The organism is Cellulomonas sp. P4_H4 (genome assembly GCF_056400865.1).
In genome coordinates this window covers 80,030-101,284 of sequence record NZ_JBFUKL010000002.1, presented here as the reverse complement: position 1 = coordinate 101,284, position 21,255 = coordinate 80,030, and the positions used below count along the sequence as shown (strand labels likewise).

General features: G+C 72.4%; 16 protein-coding genes. 5 read left to right on the top strand and 11 right to left on the bottom strand.

All coding sequences use genetic code 11. The features are described from left to right. Nucleotides 1–37 precede the first annotated feature (37 nt). The 4 genes from AC1DPN_RS06730 to AC1DPN_RS06715 form a co-directional block, all read right to left on the bottom strand. Complete coding sequence (locus AC1DPN_RS06730) at nucleotides 38–649, bottom strand: GTP-binding protein (protein WP_028046055.1); 612 nt, start codon at nucleotides 647–649, stop codon at nucleotides 38–40. Beyond that, the gene (locus tag AC1DPN_RS06725; protein WP_477083964.1) at nucleotides 630–1,007 is read right to left on the bottom strand and encodes a DUF742 domain-containing protein; all 378 of its coding nucleotides are present in this window, start codon (nucleotides 1,005–1,007) and stop codon (nucleotides 630–632) included. The genes AC1DPN_RS06730 and AC1DPN_RS06725 overlap by 20 nt, the downstream gene beginning before the upstream one ends. A gap of 20 nt (nucleotides 1,008–1,027) precedes the next feature. Beyond that, a complete protein-coding gene (locus tag AC1DPN_RS06720; RefSeq protein ID WP_477083963.1) occupies nucleotides 1,028–1,477 on the bottom strand; it encodes a roadblock/LC7 domain-containing protein in 450 nt (149 codons plus the stop codon). A gap of 97 nt (nucleotides 1,478–1,574) precedes the next feature. Beyond that, a complete protein-coding gene (locus AC1DPN_RS06715) occupies nucleotides 1,575–6,329 on the bottom strand; it encodes an ATP-binding protein (protein WP_477083962.1) in 4,755 nt (1,584 codons plus the stop codon). Between the two features lie 286 nt (nucleotides 6,330–6,615). Between AC1DPN_RS06715 and AC1DPN_RS06710 the strand changes: the two genes are divergently transcribed. Then, complete coding sequence (locus tag AC1DPN_RS06710; RefSeq protein ID WP_477083961.1) at nucleotides 6,616–7,596, top strand: NAD(P)H-quinone oxidoreductase; 981 nt, start codon at nucleotides 6,616–6,618, stop codon at nucleotides 7,594–7,596. Nucleotides 7,597–7,660: 64 nt separating this feature from the next. Here the strand turns inward: AC1DPN_RS06710 and AC1DPN_RS06705 are convergent, their stop codons facing one another. Next, nucleotides 7,661–8,890 carry an AGE family epimerase/isomerase gene (locus tag AC1DPN_RS06705; RefSeq protein ID WP_477083960.1) on the bottom strand — a complete coding sequence of 410 codons (1,230 nt, stop codon included), beginning with the start codon at nucleotides 8,888–8,890 and terminating at the stop codon, nucleotides 7,661–7,663. Nucleotides 8,891–9,018: 128 nt separating this feature from the next. Here AC1DPN_RS06705 and AC1DPN_RS06700 point away from each other — a divergent pair, with 128 nt between their 5' ends. Continuing rightward, complete coding sequence (locus AC1DPN_RS06700) at nucleotides 9,019–9,546, top strand: bacterial proteasome activator family protein (protein ID WP_477083959.1); 528 nt, start codon at nucleotides 9,019–9,021, stop codon at nucleotides 9,544–9,546. Nucleotides 9,547–9,557: 11 nt separating this feature from the next. Here the strand turns inward: AC1DPN_RS06700 and AC1DPN_RS06695 are convergent, their stop codons facing one another. The 3 genes from AC1DPN_RS06695 to serS are packed head-to-tail and all read right to left on the bottom strand — an operon-like array spanning nucleotide 9,558 to nucleotide 12,564. Beyond that, nucleotides 9,558–10,430: an EamA family transporter gene (locus AC1DPN_RS06695; RefSeq protein WP_477083958.1), complete on the bottom strand. Its 873-nt coding sequence runs from the start codon at nucleotides 10,428–10,430 to the stop codon at nucleotides 9,558–9,560. Nucleotides 10,431–10,474: 44 nt separating this feature from the next. After that, nucleotides 10,475–11,284 carry an HAD family hydrolase gene (locus tag AC1DPN_RS06690; RefSeq protein WP_477083957.1) on the bottom strand — a complete coding sequence of 270 codons (810 nt, stop codon included), beginning with the start codon at nucleotides 11,282–11,284 and terminating at the stop codon, nucleotides 10,475–10,477. Then, complete coding sequence (gene serS, locus AC1DPN_RS06685) at nucleotides 11,281–12,564, bottom strand: serine--tRNA ligase (RefSeq protein ID WP_477083956.1); 1,284 nt, start codon at nucleotides 12,562–12,564, stop codon at nucleotides 11,281–11,283. Before serS ends, AC1DPN_RS06690 begins: the two co-directional genes overlap by 4 nt. 108 nt (nucleotides 12,565–12,672) lie before the next feature. Here serS and AC1DPN_RS06680 point away from each other — a divergent pair, with 108 nt between their 5' ends. Next, complete coding sequence (locus tag AC1DPN_RS06680; RefSeq protein ID WP_477083955.1) at nucleotides 12,673–13,836, top strand: diacylglycerol/lipid kinase family protein; 1,164 nt, start codon at nucleotides 12,673–12,675, stop codon at nucleotides 13,834–13,836. A gap of 15 nt (nucleotides 13,837–13,851) precedes the next feature. On the opposite strand, the gene pheA is transcribed toward AC1DPN_RS06680, so the two are convergent. Next, nucleotides 13,852–14,799: a prephenate dehydratase gene (gene pheA, locus AC1DPN_RS06675; protein WP_477083954.1), complete on the bottom strand. Its 948-nt coding sequence runs from the start codon at nucleotides 14,797–14,799 to the stop codon at nucleotides 13,852–13,854. A 132-nt stretch (nucleotides 14,800–14,931) separates the two neighbouring features. Here pheA and AC1DPN_RS06670 point away from each other — a divergent pair, with 132 nt between their 5' ends. Then, entirely contained in the window at nucleotides 14,932–17,325 is a 2,394-nt protein-coding gene (locus AC1DPN_RS06670) for a hypothetical protein (RefSeq protein WP_477083953.1), read from the top strand. Nucleotides 17,326–17,350: 25 nt separating this feature from the next. On the opposite strand, the gene AC1DPN_RS06665 is transcribed toward AC1DPN_RS06670, so the two are convergent. Beyond that, on the bottom strand, nucleotides 17,351–18,091 hold the full coding sequence (locus AC1DPN_RS06665; RefSeq protein WP_477084580.1) for a glycosyltransferase family 2 protein: 741 nt from the start codon (nucleotides 18,089–18,091) through the stop codon (nucleotides 17,351–17,353). A gap of 470 nt (nucleotides 18,092–18,561) precedes the next feature. After that, the gene (locus AC1DPN_RS06660) at nucleotides 18,562–19,386 is read right to left on the bottom strand and encodes a DUF5926 family protein (protein ID WP_477083952.1); all 825 of its coding nucleotides are present in this window, start codon (nucleotides 19,384–19,386) and stop codon (nucleotides 18,562–18,564) included. A gap of 88 nt (nucleotides 19,387–19,474) precedes the next feature. Here AC1DPN_RS06660 and pgm point away from each other — a divergent pair, with 88 nt between their 5' ends. Then, nucleotides 19,475–21,148 carry a phosphoglucomutase (alpha-D-glucose-1,6-bisphosphate-dependent) gene (gene pgm / locus AC1DPN_RS06655; protein ID WP_477083951.1) on the top strand — a complete coding sequence of 558 codons (1,674 nt, stop codon included), beginning with the start codon at nucleotides 19,475–19,477 and terminating at the stop codon, nucleotides 21,146–21,148. The last annotated feature ends 107 nt before the right edge of the window (nucleotides 21,149–21,255 follow it).

Here is a 21,255-nt window from a genome sequence, read left to right as displayed (position 1 = left end):
GAGGGATCGGCCGCCGTCGAGGTGGAACCTCAGGTCGTCACCGGCTGCGCAGACGCTCCATCGCGAGCTGCACCAGCGAGATCAGGGCCTGCTTGGTCGCGGCACGAGACCGGGCGTCCGTGTAGAGCACCGGCACGTGGGCCGGGATCGCCAGGGCGTCACGGACGTCGTCGAGCTGGTGCTTGGCGACGCCGTCGAAGCAGTTCACGCCGACGACGAACGGGATGCCGCGGCTCTCGAAGTAGTCCACGGCCGGGAAGCACTGGTCGAGCCGGTCGGTGTCGACGAGGACGACGGCACCGATGGCGCCGCGGACCAGGTCGTCCCACATGAACAGGAACCGGTCCTGGCCAGGGGTGCCGAACAGGTAGAGCCAGAGCGAACCCGGGAGCGCGATGCGACCGAAGTCCATGGCGACCGTGGTGGTGGTCTTGCGGTCCGACACACCGCCGGCGTCGTCGACGCCGACCGAGTGCTCGGTCATCGCGGCCTCGGTGTTGAGCGGCTCGATGTCCGAGATGGAACCGATGAACGTCGTCTTGCCGACGGCGAAGCCGCCCGCGACGACGATCTTGACGACGGTGGGTGCGACGCTTCCTGCCGTGCCCGCCGGAGCGGCCACAGCGGCGTCAGAGGGCGGAAATGCCATTGAGAACACTCTCCAGCACGCTGAGGGACAGGGCAGGGGACTCACCGGTGTTGACCTCGACCGGCTGAGAGGTGTGCACGCGCACGAACTGCTGCTCCGCGAGGTCGGACACGAGGATCCGGATCACGCCGAGCGGAAGGTGGAGCAGGGCCGACAGCTCGGCGACCGAGATGTAGTTCGACGCTGCGTGTTGCAGGATCGCGCGCTTCTCAGGCGGCAGACCCTGGCTGGCGACGGCGCCAGGCATCGCCTCGACCAGTGCCTCGAGAGGCAGGTCGGAGCGCGCCGAGCGCACGCGACCACCGGTCACGGCGTAGGGCCGGACCGTTCTGGCCTCGTACTCGATGTGCTCGCTCATCGTCGTGGGATCCCCGCGGCTCAGGCCACGGGAGCGCGCGTGGCGCCGTCGACGGGGAGCTGGCCACGCATCTCGGAGATGAGCTGCGGGGTGAGCGTCGCCTCGGTGCGAGACACGAGCATCGCCATCTCGTAGCCGATGAGGCCCACGTCGCAGGACGCCTCGGCGACCACGGCGAGGACGGAGCCGTTCGAGACGCTCATGAGGAAGAGGAACAAGCTGTCCATCTCGATGATCGCCTGACGCACCTCCCCCGCACGAAGCTGGCGCGATGCGCCACGGGTAAGACTCGACATCCCGGAGACGATGGCCGCGAGCTGGTCGCCGCTGGTGCGGTCGAGCTGCTCGGACATCGCCATGAGAAGACCGTCCGCAGACACCACGAGTGTGTGGCGAGTGCCGGGCACGGTCCGGACAAAGTTGTCCAGGAGCCAGCCGAAGTTGGCTGCCTCGGTGCTGAGCGCGGTCACACTTCCTCCTTGCTGGTGCAGTCGACGACTGCGGGGTCAGACGTCACCAGGACGGGGACGACGGTTGGGGGGAGTTCTGCACAGAACCTGTGGGTCATCAGCTCGCGCCGTTCTGGCCGGTCGGGTCGTCCGACTCCTGGCGGCCACGTGACGTCCCGGACTGGAAGCTGGACAGGCGCGAGCGGAGCTGGTCCGCGTCTCGCTGCACGGGCTTCCCATCATCCTCGGCGATCGTCGACGCCGGGACAGCTTGGGCGACACGCTTGGTCAGTCGCTCCGCGGAGCCACCCGACGCGGCAGGCCGGTAGGCCGACAGCTGCGAGAGCTCGGAGAGTGCCTGCTCCTGGATGTCCGAGCGCAGCGCGAGCATCGCGGCCACCTCGTCGTCCAGCGTGCCGATCCTCGGCGCCACCGACGGCGGCAGCGCGGGCTGCGGGACCGTCGCGTTCGGCGCGGGGTTCGAGCGCGAGTTCCAGTCGGGCGGCGACCAGGAGCCGCCGGCCTGCTGCTCGGGAGCTGCGGGCTGGACGGACGCCGGGGCGACCGGAGCGGACTGGGCGACGGGGAACGCAGGCTGCGCGGGTGCCGGGGCGTTCCACGACTGCGAGGCCATCCACGACTGCGGCTCGGGCTGGGGCGCGGCGGCGGGCGCCTCGGCAGTCCATGCCGACGTCCGGACCGGAGCGACCTGGCTGGCCGGTGCCTCGTAGGCGACCGGCGCCGCGGCGACGGTCTCCGTGACGACGGGGGTGTCGGCGGCCTTCTTGCGACCGAACAGACCCCAGCGGCGACGACCCTTCGAGTCCTCGGTCGCGGTCGGCTGGACCAGCTCGCCGAAGGCGGCCTGCGGAGCGGGCGTTGCCGCGGCAGCGAATGCCTCGGGTGCCCAGGCCGGAGCCGGGGCGACGGGGGCAGCCTCGACGAACGGGGCGGCCTCGGCGGCCGGAGCCGGCTGCTGGTCGAACGACGGCGCGTACGGCTCCTCGTAGGTCGGCGCGAACGACGTCGGCTCGAAGGCAGGCTGCTCGGCGACCGTGACCGCCTCGGCGGCCTCGATCGGCGTGAACATCTGAGTCGGCGACTCGACCTCAGGGTGCGCCTCCGCGAACGTCGGCCAGGCCGGTGCGTCCTGCTCGGGGGCGGACCAGACGGGCGCGGTCTCGTCGACCGGCGCGGAGACGTCCTCGACGGCGACCGGGGCCCAGGCGGGCTCCTCGATCTCGTCGACGACGACCGGGGCCCACACAGGCTCATCGATCTCGTCGACGACGACCTCGGGCTCGACCTCGGCGACGGGCGCTGCGGCGTTCTCCCAGACGGGCGTCGGCCATGCGTCCTGAGGTGCCTCGGCGACCGGTTCGGCGACAGGCTCGGCCGCGACGGGCTGCGGCACGACCGGCATGGCGCCTGTGTGCCAGGCCCGTGCCTCGTCGAGCGTGCGCTCGAACGGCACGTAGGCCTCGGTGGTCGCAGGTGCGGCCCAGCCCGCGTAGCCGCTGTAGTTGGTGAAGCTCTGCGCGGGAGCGACGGGCGCAGCAGCGACCGGCTCGGCCTCCGCCTCGGCGACCTCGGCTACCGGAGCCTCGACGATCTCCTCGACGACTGCCTCGGGCTCAGGCAGAACCTCAGGCTCTGCCGGCGACTGGTTCGCGGCGACCGGAGACCAGGCGGGCTCCTCGGCGACCGCAAGGTCCCAGGCGTGGGTGTCGACGACGGGCGCCTCCCAGGCCGGAGCCTCGGCTGCCGGGTCGACCTCAGCGGTCGGCCGGACGTCGAGCGCGGGTGCGGACTCGGTGGTTGCGGCGAGGTCCCAGGCGGGCGTCGGCTCCCAGACGGGCTCCTCGGCCGTGGCAGCTGCCTCGGCGGCCGGGGCCTCCCAAGCGGGCGTCGGCTCCCAGACGGGTGCGTCGTCGGCCTCGGCGGCGGGCTCCTGCCAGGCGGGCGTCGGCTCCGCGACGGGTGCCTCGGCGACGGGCGCCTGCCACTCGACGGTCTCGGCGGTGTCCTCCACGACGGGCGGTGCCCAAGCGGCGGCGTCCTCCACGACGGGCGGCGCCCAAGCGGCAGCGTCCTCGACGACGGGCGGTGCCCAAGCGGCAGCGTCCTCCGCGACGGGCGCGTCCCAGGTCGCGGGCGCCTCCCAGGCCGGGGCCTGCTCGGCCTCGGCGACGGGCGTCTCCCACGCGGGGGTCGGCTCCCAGGTGGGGGTGTCCTCCGCGCTCGGCGGGGCCCACGACGGGTCCGGCTCGAAGACGGCGACGTCGTCACCCTGGGTCAGGTTCTCGGCGAGCGCGATCTCGGCGGCAGCCTCCATCGACGCTGCTTCGCGGTTCTCGGCCTCCCGCGCCTCCCACGACTGCTCGACGTCGTCGGCGAGCTGAGGGATGACCATCGGCTCGACGGGCGCCGTGTGGGCTCCGGCCAACATCCACGGGGCGCGGACGTTCGACTGGACCTCGGAGCCCTCGGCGGCGGCGTCTGCCGCAGCCTGCTCCGGGGTGCGGCCACGGAAGCCGGAGAACAGACCGGCACGAGCTGCGGGCGCCGGGGCGGCCGACGCGCTGGTCGTCGTCGGCTCCTCGGGCGTGGCCCAGGCCGGCGTCGACGCGCGGCTGCGGCTGGGCAGGCCACCACCGAGGGGGGCGGCGGTCGGCGGGGTCCAGTCGGAGCCGAACGCGGCCGCGGAGAGCTCGGGCGCGATGTTGCCGTCGGGGGCCTCGGGCAGGACGAGGTTGTCCTCGTCGAACGTCTTCCTGGAGCGCGAGGGCAGCGTGGCGCTGGGCTGGATCTCGGTGACCGGGATCGGGCCCTCGTCGACCGATGCGTCGTCGTCGCGGCTGCGACGCTTCGGCAGGCCGAGGGAGGTCTGGCCGTCGGTGAGCGCGGCGAGGTCGACCTCCTGGACGACCGGCGCCTCGATCTGGGGCATGCCCGGGTCGACGCGAGGTGCGGCGAGCGCTGCGGGTGCACCGCTGCCGTACAGGTTGGTCTCGGTCGCGACGAACAGCGTCGCGGGGAAACGCACGATCGTCTCGGTGCCGGTGCCGTTCGACGCCTTGAGCAGCTTGACCTCGGCGCCCAGGCGCTGGGCGATGCGGCCGACGACGAAGAGGCCGAGGCGCTGGTTACCGAGCGAGTCGCTGGCGGACGTCGAGGCGATCTTCGTGTTCGCGGCCTCGAGCTCGACCTCGCTCATGCCCAGGCCGTGGTCCTGGATCCGGACCACGACGTACTGGCCCGAGACACCGGTGGTCACCGTGACAGGCGTCTCCGGCTCGGAGAAGACGGTCGCGTTCTCGAGCAGCTCGGCGAGCATGTGCGCCGCGCCCAGGGCGTTGAAGCCGTGCATGTGCGGGTCGACCTGCAGGTCGAGCTCGATGCGGTCGTACTGCTCGATCTCCGAGGAGGCCGTACGCACGACGTCCGACAGCGGCATCGCGTCGCGCAGGCGCCGGCCGGAGTCGATGCCGGCGAGCACGAGGAGAGACTCCGCGTTACGGCGCATGCGGGTGGCGAGGTGGTCGAGGCGGAAGAGGTTGGCCAGCGTGCTGGGGTCCTCCTCGGCGCGCTCGAGGGAGTCGATGAACGACAGCTGGCGGTTCAGGAGGACCTGGTCGCGACGGGCGACGTTGACGAACATCTCAGCGATCGAGCCACGAAGTGCGGCCTGCTCCTGGGCGACCTGCACGGTCGTCTGGTTGACCGAGTTGAACGCGGCGGCCAGCTGGCCGACCTCGTCGCGAGACGTCACCGGGATGGGCGGGAGCGTGATCTCCGGGCCCTCACCAGGCACCGCCACCTGCTCGACGAGGCGCGGGAGCTGCTCGCGGACCTCACCGGCAGCGACGGTCAGGCGACGCAGCGGGACGATGATGGCGCGGGCGACGATGAGGGCGAAGAACAGCGAGATGCCGGCGGCGGCCAGGGCCAGGCCGATCGTGATGATCGTCTGGGTCCGGGCGTCGGTCACGAGCTGGTCGGCGACGTCCGAGGCCTGGGCCAGGATCTCGTCGTTCAGCGTCGACAGGTTCGTCGTCTGGTCCTGGATCTCCTGGGCGAACATCTTCGGGTCGACCTGGCCGAACTTGGTCGCGTCACCCTCCGCGAGGATGGCGCGCATTCGCGTGAAGTTGGAGGTCGGGTCCTTGGTCGGCAGCTCGAGCTCGGCGACGTTGAGCGAGTCGACGCCGACACGAGCACGGGAACGGGCCAGCTCGGTCGCCGCGGCCTGCGTGCTGTACGCACGGATCATCGACGGGTTGGTGCCGGCGGTCGCGAGGACGCCGACACCGTCGATGAGCTCACCGACGAGGTTGTCCGACGCGTCGGCCACCTCGCGGTAGGCCGTGATGTAGCCGGCGAGGTCACGGTCCTGGAGGCTGTTGGAGACCTGCTCCATGAGCTTGATCTGACCGGTGATGATGTCCGCGTAGCTGCGCATGATGACCGCGCGCTGCGAGTCGATGTCGACGAGCGTGCGGACTGCGGGCAGCAGAGTGTTGTGCGCCAGCTGGACTTCCTCGAACTCGTTGACGACAGCCTCGGGGAACTGGTCGAAGTCGAGTGCGGCGGTCAGTGGCTTGACCGCGGCGAGGGCCGCGTCCGTGGTCTTGCGCGCCTCGGCGATCTGCTCTTCGGTGCCGCCCGTGAGGGACAGCGTCCGCTCGGCCTCGAGGGATCGCGACAGCGGGGCGTAGACCTGCAGGGTCTCGACGACTCCGGCAGCGGCGTTCGCGTAACGGAGATCCTTGAGCGCCTGGAACGAGATGTACGCACCGGTGGCGAAGATGATGAGCATGGGGACGGCAAGGACAGCCATCACTTTGGCGCGGATGCCGAGCCGTCGCAGCATGTCGTTCCTTCCGTCTTCCGACAACGGGTGTTGCCACCAGGTCGATCCGGTCAAGCGTCTGTCGACCCACGAGGAGTCCCGTTGGCTTTCATCGGCTCTTGGACGCCGGACCATTAGCCCGCGGCCAGAGTTTGCCACGGACGTCACCCACCGGGATACGTGATGTTGTTCCCGAACTGCGGGTCGACTGTGCTAACAGGTCGTTCCAAGGGTCGAGACGAGGGATCGGGACCTAGCGGTCGGTACGCCGAAGTGCAGGGCTGCTACAGCGGGTTAGTGTGCGGACGTGCGTGCGGTCGTGATCACCGAAGCCGGCGGACCCGAGGTCCTGGCCGTCCACGACGTGCCCGAACCGGAGCCCGGACCGCACGACCTGACAGTCGAGGTCGCAGCCGCTGGTGTCAACCGTGCCGACCTGCTCCAGCGGCAGGGACAGTACCCGCCGCCGCCCGGCGCACCGCCGTGGCCCGGCCTCGAGGTGTCGGGCACGGTCGTCGCGATCGGCGCAGGCGTCGCCAAGGACGGCTGGCGGGTCGGCGACCAGGTGGCCGCGCTGCTGCCCGGTGGCGGGTACGCCGAGCGCGTCGCCGTGCCGGCCGGTCTGGCGCTGCCGGTGCCCGACGGCGTCTCGACGATCGACGCTGCGGCACTCCCTGAGGGCGTCGCGACCGTCTGGTCCAACCTGCGGGCCGCCCGCCTCTCCCCCGGCGAGACGCTGCTGGTGCGCGGCGGGTCCGGCGGGGTCGGGTCGCTCGCGGTGCAGATCGCGCACGCCCTGGGCACGCGGGTCCTGGCGACGGCCGGCGGACCGGCACGGACGGCACGGCTCGGACCGCTCGGTGCGTCGTCGTCGTTCGACCACCGGCTCCCCGGACTGACCGACCGGGTCCTTGCGGCGACCGATGGCCAGGGCGTCGACGTCATCCTCGACGTGCTCGGCGCCGGTGGTCTCGCGGAGAACCTCGCGATGCTCGCCGACGGCGGCCGCCTGCTGGTCATCGGGCTGCAGAAGGGTCGTCGCGGCGAGATCGACCTGTCCGTCCTGATGGCCAAGCGCGCCGCGGTCCTCGGGAGCCTGCTGCGGTCGAGGCCGCTCGAGCAGAGGGTGGCGATCATCGACGGCGTCCTGCGGCACGTGTGGCCCTTCGTCGAGGACGGCACGGTGCGCCCCGTGGTGCACGCCCGCGTCCCGTTCACCGAGGCGGCAGAGGCTCACCGCCTCCTCGAGTCGGGCGACGCCTTCGGCAAGGTCCTCCTGATCCCCTGACACACGGAACGTCCGCACTCGTGAGCTCCTCGAACCCACCAGTGCGGACGCTTGCGTGGTCTGGCTAGTCCAGGAGGCCCGCGGCGAGGGCCGGGACGATCACCGGGGTCAGCGGCAGGCGCGGGATGAGCGTGGCCTGGACCGCGTGGTAGAGGTCCGCCTTGCCGGCCCACACGGTCCGGGACACCTCGTTGTCCGTGCCCAGCTCGTGCCACCACGAGCCACCGACCCGGTCGAGGTGGTGCGCGCCGATGTACTCCCACCACTGCGTGTACGCGTCGTCGAACCTTGCCTCGCCGGTCGCGGCGTGCAGCGCGGCAGCAGCACCGACGGCCTCGGCCGCGACCCAGTGCATCCGCTCGCGCACGACCGGCTTGCCGGACCAGTCGACCGTGTAGACGAACCCGGGTGCACCGTCGACGTCCCAGCCCTCGGCGACGGCCGCGTCGAACAGCGCGGTCGCGTCGGTGAGCATCCAGGCCGGGGCCACGTCGCCGTGCGCGGTGACCGCGGCGCGCGCGTGCAGCGTGAGCCGCGACCACTCCAACCAGTGCCCGATCGTCGCGCCGTACGGGCGGAACGGGTGCGCCGGTTCGTCGATGTTGTAGTCGAGGTCCGGGTTCCACGACGCGTCGAAGTGCTCCGGGATGCGCCACTGGTTGCCGGCGGCGAAGCCGTGCACGACCGTCTCGATGATCCGCAGCGCACGGTCGAGCCAGATGCGCTTGCCCGTGACGTCCGCCGCGGCGAGGTAGGCCTCCACGGTGTGCATGTTGGCGTTGACACCGCGGTAGCCGTCCAGCGTGGTGAACGTGCGGTCCCACTGCTCGACCGACAGACCCGCGGCGTCGTCCCAGAAGTGCGACTCGGAGACCGTCAACGCCTCCTCGAGCAGCTCGCGGGCACCCGGGCGGCCCGCGGCCGTCGCGCTGGACGTCGCCAGGATCACGAACGCGTGCGGGTAGGCCGCCTTCTCGGTGTCCACCGGCGTTCCGTCGCGCGAGACCTCCGCGAACCAGCCGCCGTGCTCGTCGTCGTGGAACGCACCACGCAACGCGTCCAGCCCGTGGTCCACCAAGGCCGCCGAACCCGGCCGACCCAGCAGGTGCCCGATCGCGTACACGTGCGTCATCCGGCACGCGATCCACAGCTCGAGCGCCCCGTCGACCGGTTCACCTGACTCGTCCTGCCGGGCGAACCCACCGGGAACGACGCTGCGCCGTCCGAAGTCGAGGAGGCGGTCGGTCTCGTCCTCGAGCCAACGCGCATGAGCAGGAGTAGTCAGCCAGGCCATGCGGGTAACCATAACGATGATGGAGAAATTGTTCCGACGACGACCACAGGGCGGGCGGATCGGTGTCAGCAACGACCCGGAGCGGTGGATCTGTGGGCGGATCCAGGTTCGTCGGACAGAATGCGCAGATGAGCGAGAGCGAGTCCCAGACCCCCCGCGTCGTCGTCGTGAGCCCGCAGGACGGGCCGGAACCGGACGAGGCTGCCGAGGACATCAGCTCGCTCGTCGAGCAGCCCGCCAAGGTGATGCGCATCGGCACGATGATCAAGCAGCTGCTCGACGAGGTCCGCAGCGCACCGCTCGACGACGCGGCCCGTATCCGCCTGGCCGAGATCCACGAACGCTCGCTCGCCGAGCTCGAGGAAGGGCTCTCGCCCGAGCTCGTCGAGGAGCTGCACCGCATCACGCTCCCCTTCGTCGACGACCAGGCGCCCTCCGACGCCGAGCTCCGGATCGCCCAGGCACAGCTGGTCGGCTGGCTCGAGGGCCTGTTCCACGGCATCCAGGCCGCACTCGTCGTGCAGCAGATGGGTTCCCAGGTCCAGGTCGGCGGCCCGCGTCGCGCCCTGCCCCCGGGGCACGGCCAGCCCGGCCAGCCCGGGATGTCACTCCCGACCGAGGACGACCCGCGCGCGTCGACGGGCCAGTACCTCTAGAACCCGCGGCGTCAGGCGGGCGGTGGGGCCTCGTCGGTGATCTCGTCCTCGTGGTCGAGACCCGTCAGGACGATCGCGCCCGAGACGAGAAGGAGGCCGACGACCTCCAGCCCGTGCGGCACCTGCCGCAGGGCGACGGCACCGACGAGGGCCGCCATGGCCGGGAGCATCGCGAGCAGCACCGCGAACGTGGCGGCCCGCACGCGACGCAGGACCACCTGCTCGATCGCGTAGGGGATCACCGACGAGCACACCGCGATCGCGACGACGAGCAGGGCGAGCTGCCAGTCGTGCAGCACGGGGACGGCGCCCGACGCGAGGAACGGGGCGAACACGACCGCGCCCGCGGCCATCGCGACGGACAGCCCGGTCACCCCGCCCGCCCGGCCGCGCGCCACGCGCCGACCCAGCAGGATGTACGCCGCCCAGCATGCCGCCGCGAGGAAGATCGCGACCAGGCCCACGACAGCCCCGTCGGAGCCGGTGTTCAGCGAGACGCCTGCCAGCAGCACCACCCCGAGCGCCGCGACCCCGATGCCGACGCGGTCCCGCCATCCTCGACCGGTGAGAGCGGCCACGGCGACCGGTCCGAGGAACTCGATCGCGACGGCCGTGCCCAGCGGCAGGTGGTCGATCGCGATGTAGAAGGTCACGTTCATCGCAGCGAGCACGATGCCGAAGACGATCGCGGTGCGCAGTGCGGGCCAGGACCACAGCCCGGCCGTCCGCCACGGCCGACGCCACACCAGGAGCACGAGGGCGGACACGGTGACGCGGAGCCAGGCGACCGTCGCGGGGGTCAGGGTGCCGAACACGCGCACGGCGACGGCAGCACCGACGTACTGCGTCAGCCCGGACAGCGCGAAGAGCAGCGGGGCGGGCACCGGCCCAGGCTAGGTCAGACCGTCAACCTGGGTCGCCGCACCCGTCAGGAGACCAGACTGCGCAGCACCGCGAGCGCGCCGTCGTCGTCGATGCTCCCCGTGACCTCGTCCGCAGCCAGGCGAGTGGACTCGGGGGCGTGCCCCATGGCGACGCCGCGGGCCGCCCACCGCAGCATCTGGATGTCGTTGCTGCCGTCGCCGATCGCGACCGTGTGGTGAGGCTCGACGCCGAGGTCCTGGCGGATCTCCTCCAGCGCGCTCGCCTTGGAGACGCCACCCGGGGTCAGGTCCAGCCACGCGCTCCAGCCGACCGCGTACTCGACCTCGTGGAGCCCGACGCGAGCGACGACCGCGTGGAAGTCGTCCGGGCTGCTGCCGGGTGCACGGATGACCACGCGGGTGGCCGGCGTGGCGGCGAGCTCCTCGAACGAGACCCGCTCCAGCTCGCCCGACAGCTCGCCGTCGGGGAAGTCGCCCGACACCCGGAACCCGACGCCCAGGTCCTCGACCGCGTAGAGCGCGTCGGGCAGCTCCATGACGATCGCGCGCAGCGCGGGACCGGGGTCGAACGTGACCGTCCGCGTCACCTCGTAGCCGTTCTCGGCCGACGGGTCGATCCGGGCCGTGACCGCCCCGTTGGAGCAGACGACCCATCCCTGCGACAGACCGAGCTCGGTGGCGACCGGGACCGCGGAGTGCACTCCCCGACCGGTCGCCAGGACCACGTGCACACCTGCGTCACGCAGGCGGGCGACCTCGTCGACGACCTCCGGGGAGATCACGCCGTCGTACGTCATCAGCGTGCCGTCGACGTCGAGCGCGAGGAGGCCGGTCGGCGTCGCCCGGGGGGTCATCGCACGGGCTCCATGACCTCGAGGCCCCCGAGATACGGGCGGAGACCGACGGGCACGCGCACCGACCCGTCCGCGAGCTGGTGGTTCTCGAGCAGGGCGACCAGCCAGCGCGTCGTGGCCAGCGTGCCGTTGAGCGTGGCGACGGGCCGCATCGTGCCGTCCGCCGTGCGTTCGCGGATGCCCAGGCGGCGGGCCTGGAACGTCGTGCAGTTCGACGTCGACGTGAGCTCGAGGAACCGCTGCTGGCTCGGCAGCCAGGCCTCGCAGTCGAACTTGCGCGCCGCGCTGGAGCCCAGGTCGCCGGCCGCCGTGTCGATCACGCGGTAGGGCAGCTCGGCCAGGGCGAGCATCTCCTCCTCCCACGCGAGGATGCGGCGGTGCTCGTCGGCCGCGTCCTCGATGGTCGTGTACGTGAAGGCCTCGACCTTGTGGAACTGGTGCACGCGGATGATGCCTCGCGTGTCCTTGCCGTAGGAGCCGGCCTCGCGCCGGTAGCAGGCCGACCAGCCGGCGTAGCGCTTCGGCCCCTGCGACAGGTCCAGGATCTCGCCTGAGTGGTAGCCGGCCAGCGCGACCTCGCTGGTGCCGACGAGGTACAGGTCGTCGGCCTCGAGCCGGTAGATCTCGTCCGCGTGGGCGCCGAGGAACCCCGTGCCGGCCATGACCTCGGGCTTGACCAGGGTCGGGGTGATGACGGGCGTGAACCCGGCGCTCAGCGCCTTGTCCACCGCCGCGTTCAGCAGCGCCAGCTCGAGCCGCGCACCGATCCCCGTCAGGTAGTAGAACCGCGCACCGGACACCTTGGCGCCGCGCGCCGTGTCGATCGCCGCGAGGCCCTCACCGAGCTCCAGGTGGTCCTTGACGACGAAGTCCGCACCGAACTCGGCCGTGAAGTCGCGCCCCTCGCCGACGTGCTTGAGCACGACGTAGTCGTCCTCGCCGCCCGCCGGCACGCCGTCCTCGACGATGTTCGAGATGCGCCGGCTCAGCTCGGTGGCCAACGCCTCGGCCGTGTCGGCGTCGGCCTGCAGCGCCTTGACCTGCTCGGCGAGCTGCTTGCCGCGCGCGAGCAGCGCCTGCTTGTCGTCGCCCTGCGCCTGGGCCACCTGCTTGCCCAGGGACTTCTGATCGGCGCGCAGGGTCTCGAACTCGGTCAGCGCCGAACGTCGGCGCGCGTCCGCGTCGAGCACCTGGTCGACCAGATGAGGGTCGTCGCCACGTGCCGCCTGGCTCGCTCGGACGACGTCAGGATCCTCCCGCAGGAGCCGCAGATCGATCACACCCTGACCCTACCGACCCCGCCGGAAGCCCCCGAACGCCATCCACTGGTCGGCGGCCCGCCGAGCATCCGTCGATGCATTCGACGTGCCGGGCCGTAGATTCTGCCCATGACGTGGCAGGGGTGGGTCGTCGCATGCCTCGGCGTCGCCGTGCTCTCGGGCCTCCTGCTCGTGCTGGCCCTGTGGCTCCGCAAGAAGGAGCTGCGCCGCCGGATCGAGTCTCCTCGGGCGAGTGCGGCCCGCCGGGCGCTGCAGCTCGCGCGCGATGTCGAGGAGAAGGGGCAGCTCGTGGCGTTCGTCGCCAACCCCTCGAAGCCGGACGTCCCGCGGCTCAAGGCGGCGGTCGAACGTCGCACCCTCGAGCACCCGACCCGCATGCCCGCACCCCTCTGGTACGAGACGACGATCGAGGACCCCGGCGTCGGGCAGACCCGCAAGGCCGTGGCTGAGGGCGCCGACGTCGTCGTCGCGATCGGCGGCGACGGGACCGTGCGCGCGGTCGCCGAAGGGCTCGTGGGCACGGGGATCCCGATGGGCCTGATGCCGCTGGGCACGGGCAACCTGCTGGCACGCAACCTGGACCTCCCGTTGAACGACCCCCTCGCCGCGATGCAGATCGCGCTGGACGGTCGCGACCGCACCATCGATGTCGGCTGGCTGAAGGTGCTGCGCTGGGAGTCCGAGGTCGAGGACCCGGTCGCCGACGCCGCGGAGCCGCCCGACCGCCACGAGGCTCAGCGCGACCACCTGTTCCTCGTCATCGCCGGCCTCGGGTTCGACGCCGCGATGGTGGCCGACACCGACGAGCACCTCAAGGCCCGCGTCGGCTGGATCGCGTACTTCGTCGCCGGTTTCAAGCACCTGCACGGTCGACGGACCCGCATGCACCTGCGCATCGACGACCAGCCGATGAAGTCCGCGCGCCTGCGCAGCCTCCTGATCGGCAACTGCGGCAAGCTCCCCGGCGGCATCACCCTGCTGCCCGACGCGGTCCTCGACGACGGCTGGCTCGACATCGCCGCGATCGACACGCGGGCCGGCATCGCCGGCTGGGCGCAGCTGTGGGGCGAGGTGATGATGCAGGGCGTCGGAGTGCGCAACGACCTGCCCGCCAAGATCGGCCGCATCGACCACACCCGCGCGCAGGAGGTCCGGCTCGTGGTCCAGGGCGGCGAGCACGTGCAGGTCGACGGCGACGTGATCGGCCGGGTGTCCGAGCTCAGCGCACGCGTCGACCCGGGTGCCCTCGTCGTGCGGGTCGCGGCGCTCTGAGCGCACGCGGTCCCGTCAGGTCGTCGTACCCTCGCGCAGCGCGTTCAGCCATGCACGGGCACGCACGAAGTCGTCGTCCGCCGTGCCCAGGTGCACCGTCGGCTCGACGGCGTCGGCCCGCGGGTAGGACCCGAGAAACAGCACGTACGGGCACCGGCGACGCAGGCCCATGACGGCCTCGCCGACGCGCTCGTCGGTGATGTGGCCCTCGGCGTCGATCGAGAACGAGTACCGGCCCAGCGAGTCGCCGATCGGGCGCGACTCGATCCGGGACAGGTTCACGCCGCGCACCGCGAACTGCTCCAGCATCGCGAGCAGGGCGCCGGCCTCGTTGTCGGGCAGGTGGACGACGAGGGTCGTCTTGTCCGCGCCGCTCGGTGGAGGGACGTCGCCGGGGTGGCCGACGACGACGAACCGGGTCTGCGCGGACGGGTTGTCCCCGATGCCCTCGGCGAGCGGGACGAGGCCGTACGAGTCGACAGCGGCCGGCGGTACGAGGGCCGCGTCGAAGCCGAGCGACGTCTCGCCCGCGGCGATCAGCGCGGCGGGTGCGGTGTTCGAGGTCGCGGGCACGTGGACGACGCCGGGCAGGTGTGCCGTGAGCCAGTGCCGGCACTGGACCCACGCGTGCGGGTGCGCCGAGATCCGACGCACGTCCGCGAGCGTGACCCCCGGCGCGGCGGCGAGCGTGAACTGCACGGGAACGAGCACCTCGCGCAGGATCACGAGCGGCTTGCCCGCGGCCAGGCTGTCGAGCGTCGCCGTGACCCCGCCCTCGACCGTGCTCTCGATCGCCACGACCGCGAAGTCGGCAGCCCCGGTGCGGACGGCCTCGATCGCCGAGGCCACGTCGGACACCGGGAGGTCGATGCTCTCGTCGGCGGCGGCCACCTGGCGCAGTGCGGCCTCGGTGAACGTGCCGGCCGGCCCGAGGTAGGCGTACCGCCGCAGCCCGTCCGTCATCAGGGTGGTCCTTCCGTTCGTCGCTCGCGTGCCGTGTCGACGTCGTGCAGATGTGGTGCACGCTGCACCGATACCGCCTGGATCGATCGGGTGTCGCCCGGGTCGAGGGTAGTGCGCCCGTAGGCTGGAACGGTGCCGACCCCTGTTCTCCCGCGCGCGCCCCGGCGCCTGCTGCCGCGTCGGCTCGTCTCGATCCTCGCCTCCGTGCTCACGCTCGCAGTCGTCGCCGGAGTCGCAGCCCTCACCCTCGCGGTGCCCGCACAGGCTGCGCCGTCGCCGTCGCCGAGCGCTCCCGCGACGTCCGCCGAACCGGCAGCACCGGTGCTCCTCGTCGGGATCACCGGGCTCCGCTGGGACGACGTGACGACGCTGACGACGCCTGCGCTGTGGCGGCTGTCCCGCGTGGGCTCGATCGGTCTGGTCGCCGCCCGCAGCGTCTCCGCACGCTCCTGCCCGGTCGACGGCTGGCTCGTCGTCTCGACCGGTACGCGCGCCGCCGACGTGCCCGTCGCCGACCGCACGTGCCGGACGCTGCGAGAGCCGGGAGCGGACGGCGCCGTGCCGGGGTGGACGGACTACCTGGAGGCCGCGGACGCCGAGACCTACCGCGCCGAGCCGGGGATGCTGGGCGACACCCTCGCTGAGGCGAACGTTCCCGTGTCCGGGTTCGGTCCGGGCGCCGCGATCGCGCTCGCCGACAGCGCGGGGACCGTCGTCGGCACCCACGGGATGGTCCCCACCAGCACGTCCGGCATCACCAAGGCCGTCCGCGACGCGCTGTCGTCGTCGACGCTCGTGGTCCTCGACGCGGGTTCGATCCGCGATCCCGGCTACGCGACCAAGCCCCGCAGCGCGCCCGTCCCCACCGAGCTGCCCGACCCCGAGCTGCCGGGCGTCGTCGAGCCCGAGCCCGAGGTCTCCGGTCCCGACGCCATCGCAGAGCCCACCCGTGTCTCGCAGGTGCAGGCCATGGACGACAAGATCGGCGCCGCGTTGCTGGGCGCGCGCAAGTCGGGGGCGACCGTCCTGGTCGTCTCGCTCGCCGACTCGGGGCGCGCGACGCTCCAGCTCGCGGCAGCCACGGGAGCCGCCCCGAACGGCGCCGAGTACTCCGAGAACCTGCTGACCTCAGGGTCGACGCGGCAGAAGGGTCTCGTGCAGTCCGTCGACGTCACGCCGACGCTCCTGGACGGCATCGGGCTCGACGACGCCTCGGCCTCGCTGACCGGCGCGGAGATGCTGCCCACCCGCGGCCCGGCGACCGCGACCGGCCGGCTCGCGTACCTCGTCGACACCCAACGCCACGCGTCGCTCATCAGCCGGGTCAGCGCCGCGTACTCGACCCGGCTCGTCCTCGCCCAGGCGGTCCTCTTCATCGCCGCGGCCATCATCCTGACCCGCAAGGGCCGGTCCGACGCCTCACCTCTGCGGCCCGCGCTGCGCGTCCTGTGGGTCGCGGCGCTGGCGCTCGCGGCCGCGCCCGTCGCGTCGTTCCTGACCAACGTGGTGCCGTGGTGGCGGGCCGACCGTCCCGTGACGATGTTCTGGTGGACGCTCTTCGGCTGGATCGCCCTCATCACCGTCGCCGCCCTGGTCGGGCCGTGGCGCAGGAACCTGCTCGGCCCTGCCGGCGTCGTCTCGTTCGTGACCGTGGCTGTCCTCGTCGTCGACGCCTGCACCGGCTCGACGCTCGTCATCGACTCCCCCATGGGCGCGCACCGGATCCTGGCGGCCCGGTTCTACGGGATGAGCAACCAGGCGTTCGCGCTGCTCACCGCCGGCGGCCTGCTGCTCGCCGTCGCGATCGCGGACCCGCTCCTGCGTGTGGGACGACGCCGCCTGGCGACCTGGTCGGTCGCTCTGCTCGGCCTCCTGCTCGTGGTCGTCGACGGCACACCCGGCCTGGGCAGCGACTTCGGCGGGCCGCCCGCACTGATCCTCGCGTTCGCGATGCTGACGATCGTCGTCAGCGGCCGAAAGGTGAACTGGAAGGCCCTCGCCCTGATCGCCCTCATCGGCGTCGTCGTGGTCGGCGGCTTCGCCGTGCTCGACTGGCTCCGGCCGCCCGCCGACCGCACGCACCTGGGGCGGTTCTTCGCGACCGTGCTCGACGGCGGCCTGTGGGACGTCGTCGGCCGCAAGATCTCCGTGAACCTGCGCGTGCTCACGTCGTGGCGCTATCTCGTGCTCGCCATCGGCGGCGTCGCCCTGACCTGGCTCGTGATCGCCGGTGGGCGTCCGCGGCGCGGTTCGCTCATGGGCACCGGCGGTTCCATGGCCGGGCTGCGTCAGGCGGTGCCGTTGCTGCGACCGGCCGTCGCCGCGATCGCCGCCGCACTGGGCATCGGCTTCCTCATGAACGACTCCGGCATCGTCGTGCCGGCCACCGGGATCGCGCTCGCGGTGCCCTGCCTGGTCGCCGCGGCCGCGCAGTGGCGGCTGGGCGCTCCCGAGGGCACGCTTCCCGACGAGGTCACGGCCCCACCGGCGCAGCCCGCACCGGTCGAGCCTGCGTCGACGAGCTGACCGGCCCCGAGGTCTCCGAGACGCGTCAGCGGTGCGTCTGCGGTGGGCGCGGGCTCGGGGTGACCCCGCGCTTCACGGCCCCCGCGGCCCGGCGGACCCGGCGGGCGCTCACGGCCAGCTGGACGTCCCGGTACTGCGCCGCGCGGTGCACCTGCCCCTTGAAGTCGCTGCCCGACGGACGGTGCCGCAGCTCGCACGGCACCTCGATCACCCGGAAGCCCGCGCGGAGCAGGTCGATCGTCATCCCCGTCTCGACGCCCCACCCGCGGGCGAGCGGCGTCGCGGCCTCGAACGCCGCACGGGTCAGGCAACGCATGCCCGACAACGGCTGCGTCGGGGTCCAGCCCGTCATCGACGCGATCGCGCGCCGCGCCGCCCCGACGACGATGCCGCGGCCACCCGCGCCCGGCTGCGGCGGCAGGAGCGCGATCGCAAGATCGGCGTGCCCCTCGAACACCGGGGGCACGAGCGGGGCCGTGTTCACGGCGGTCTCGCCGAGGTCGCCGTCGATGAACAGGAGGATGCGCGGCTGACGGTCGGGGGCGTCGCGCATCGCGACCACGGCCGCACCCGTCTCCATCGCGGCGGCCTTGCCCCGGTTGTGCGAGTGCCGCACGACGACAGCGCCGGCCTCTCGAGCCACGTGCTGGGTGTCGTCCTCCGAGCCGTCATCCACGACGAGCACCAGGTCGACGTGCGGGATCGCGCGAGCCGACCGGACCGTCGCGGCGATCCGCCGGGACTCGTCCTTGGCCGGGATGATCACCGCGACCCGCTGGCGGGCCTTGTGCGCCGCCGCCTTGCGGGCATCGGTCGCGGCCTTGCGGGCTTCGTTGACGGCGGGGGCGGTGCTGACCGCGGGCGCGGGGGCGGGATCCGGCTCGATCGGCGCGACGGCCTCGTCCACCGGATCTGCCGGCGCCGTCCGTGCCGCCTTCGCAGAGGCGGCTGGACCCTTCGCGGCGACGTCCGTCGGCGCCGGCGCAGCGGCCTCCGCCGGGCTGTCAGCGGCTCGACCCTTCGCGGCGACGTCCGTCGGCGCCGGCGCAGCGGCCTCCGCCGGGCTGTCAGCGGCTCGACCCTTCGCGGCGACGTCCGTCGGCGCCGGCGCAGCGGCCTCCGCCGGGCTGTCGGCGGCCTTGCTCCGCTTGCGCATCACATGACTCACCCTATCCACCGTTACGCGCCCGAGCCGGACCGGGGCGCGTGGGTGGACAACCGTTCACCCGGAGGTGGTCAGCGCAGGGTCACCTGGCGGGCGACGAGGCCGGCGCGGGCACGGCGCGCGTTGGCGTCGAGAGGCGTGGTGTCGGCGATCGCAGCCAGGAACTTGTCCTTGAACGCGGCGAGCGGCGCCTCGATGTCCTCGGCCTCGGAGCCCTTGGCCAGCTCCCACACCGGGACGACGAGCCCGCTGGACCGGAAGTAGCCGACGAACTTCGCACCCTCGAAGCCGGACTCACGGGCACCGTGCAGACGCGCGAGCCCGTCCAGGACGACCTGCTCGTCATGCGGCTGCGCCCAGCGCAGGAACTCGCGGGCGCCCATGCGGCACCAGTAGGCGGCGTCAGCGGCGTCGAGCTTTCGCGTGTCGATGATGCCGGCGTCGGCCTCCTCGATCGCCGCGACCAGGTCGGCGGTGCGCTCGGTCTCGGGGTCCAGCCAGTAGCCGAAGGACTCCTCGATCGTCACGACGAACGGCACGGTCGGGTCCAGGACGTCCTGCAGCCGCGGGCCGGGCTCGGGCAGGCCGATCGTCTCGATCGCGGTGCCGGGCTCGGAGTCGATGGCCTCGAGCAGGGCGTGCGCGAGGTCGCGGCTCGAGTCGCCCGAGCTGCTGCCGGTCTGCAGGGCCAGGAGGATCGTGCCGTCCGCGCGGTGCAGCGCGGGCCAGCTCGTGGGCAGCACGGTCGTGACCAGCACGTCGACCGCGCCGTGCGCCTTCGTGGTGCGTGCGGTCGCGGTCGCCGCCGGGACGAGTTCCTTGAGCGCGACCCAGTCGGGCTCACCGGGGAGTCCCTCGAACGGGCGCAGCACGAAGTCGGACGAGTTCTTGGCCATGCGGGCAAGGCTACCGGGCGGCTCGGGCCCCGGACGTACTCGCAGGTCGGGGGGTGCGCGCGGGTCCCGCGTGAGGGAGGATCGGCGCATGGACCCGCGCGCCGGAACACCTGCCCAGCCGTCCGACCTCGTCGATCTGGACGCGCTCGTCGGCGCTTACTACGACCGAGAGCCCGACCTGTCCGACCCTGCGCAGCGCGTCGCGTTCGGTACCAGCGGGCACCGCGGGTCGGCCCTCGACACCGCGTTCAACGAGGCCCACATCGTCGCGATCACTGCCGCGATCGTGGAGTACCGACGAGGGCAGGGCACCGACGGCCCGCTGTTCATCGGTCGTGACACGCACGCGTTGTCGGAGCCGGCCTGGCGTTCCGCACTGGAGGTGCTCGCGGCTGCCGGCGTCGAAGTACACATCGACGCGCGTGACTCGTACACACCGACCCCCGCCGTCTCGCACGCGATCCTCCGGCACAACGGCGCCGGCACCTCCGAGGGTGTGAGGACGCGCGGTCCCGGGCTTGCCGACGGCATCGTCGTGACCCCGTCGCACAACCCGCCGCGTGACGGCGGCTTCAAGTACAACCCGCCGGACGGCGGCCCCGCGGGCTCCGACGCGACGAGCTGGATCGCCGACCGCGCGAACGAGATCCTCGCGTCCGGCTACCGCAGCGTCCCGCGCGTCTCGGCCGAGAAGGCCCTCGCAGCCGACACGACGCTGCGGCACGACTACCTCTCCTCCTATGTCGCGGACCTGGCCAACGTCATCGACATGGAGGCCATCCGGACGGCCGGCGTGCGCATCGGCGCGGATCCCCTGGGCGGCGCGTCCGTCGAGTACTGGGGGGCGATCGGCGAGCACTACGGCCTCGACCTGACCGTCGTGAACCCGACGGTGGACCCGCGCTGGGCGTTCATGACGCTCGACTGGGACGGCAAGATCCGGATGGACTGCTCGTCGCCGTACGCGATGGCCTCGCTGGTCTCGCGCATGGCCGGCGACCCGGCGCCGTTCGACATCGCGACCGGCAACGACGCGGACTCGGACCGGCACGGCATCGTCACGCCCGACGGCCTGATGAACCCGAACCATTACCTCGCGGTCGCCATCTCCTACCTCTACGGCGGAGCGCGCCCCGGCTGGCAGGCCGGCACGGCGATCGGCAAGACGCTCGTCTCGTCCAGCCTGATCGACCGCGTCGCCGGCAAGCTCGGTGCGCGGCTGCTCGAGGTCCCCGTCGGGTTCAAGTGGTTCGTGCCCGGGCTCGTGGACGGGTCCGTCGGGTTCGGTGGCGAGGAGTCCGCGGGCGCATCGTTCCTGCGCAAGGACGGCACCGTGTGGACCACCGACAAGGACGGCATGCTGCCCGCGCTGCTCGCGTCCGAGATCCTCGCGACGACTGGCAGGTCGCCCTCGGTGCACCACCGTGAGCTCGTCGCCGAGTTCGGCGAGTCCTGGTACGCCCGTGTGGACGCCGTCGCGTCCCGCGAGGAGAAGGCCACGCTGGCGGCGCTCACCCCTGCGCAGGTCACCGCGACGACGCTGGCGGGCGAGGAGATCACCTCGCGGCTGACCGAGGCGCCGGGCAACGGTGCGTCGATCGGCGGCCTGAAGGTGACGACGGAGAACGCGTGGTTCGCGGCCCGCCCGTCGGGCACCGAGGACGTCTACAAGATCTACGCCGAGTCGTTCGTCTCCGCCGAGCACCTGGCCCAGGTCCAGGCCGAGGCGAAGGACGTGGTCTCGGCGGCTCTGAGCGCCTAGCCGGGCTGGACGCCCACCATCGCTGCGCGGCGCCGAGACCGTCACGTTGCGACGAGACCGGCAGGTGCAAGTGACGGTCTCACCCGGAAGTGACGGTCTCGACGCGC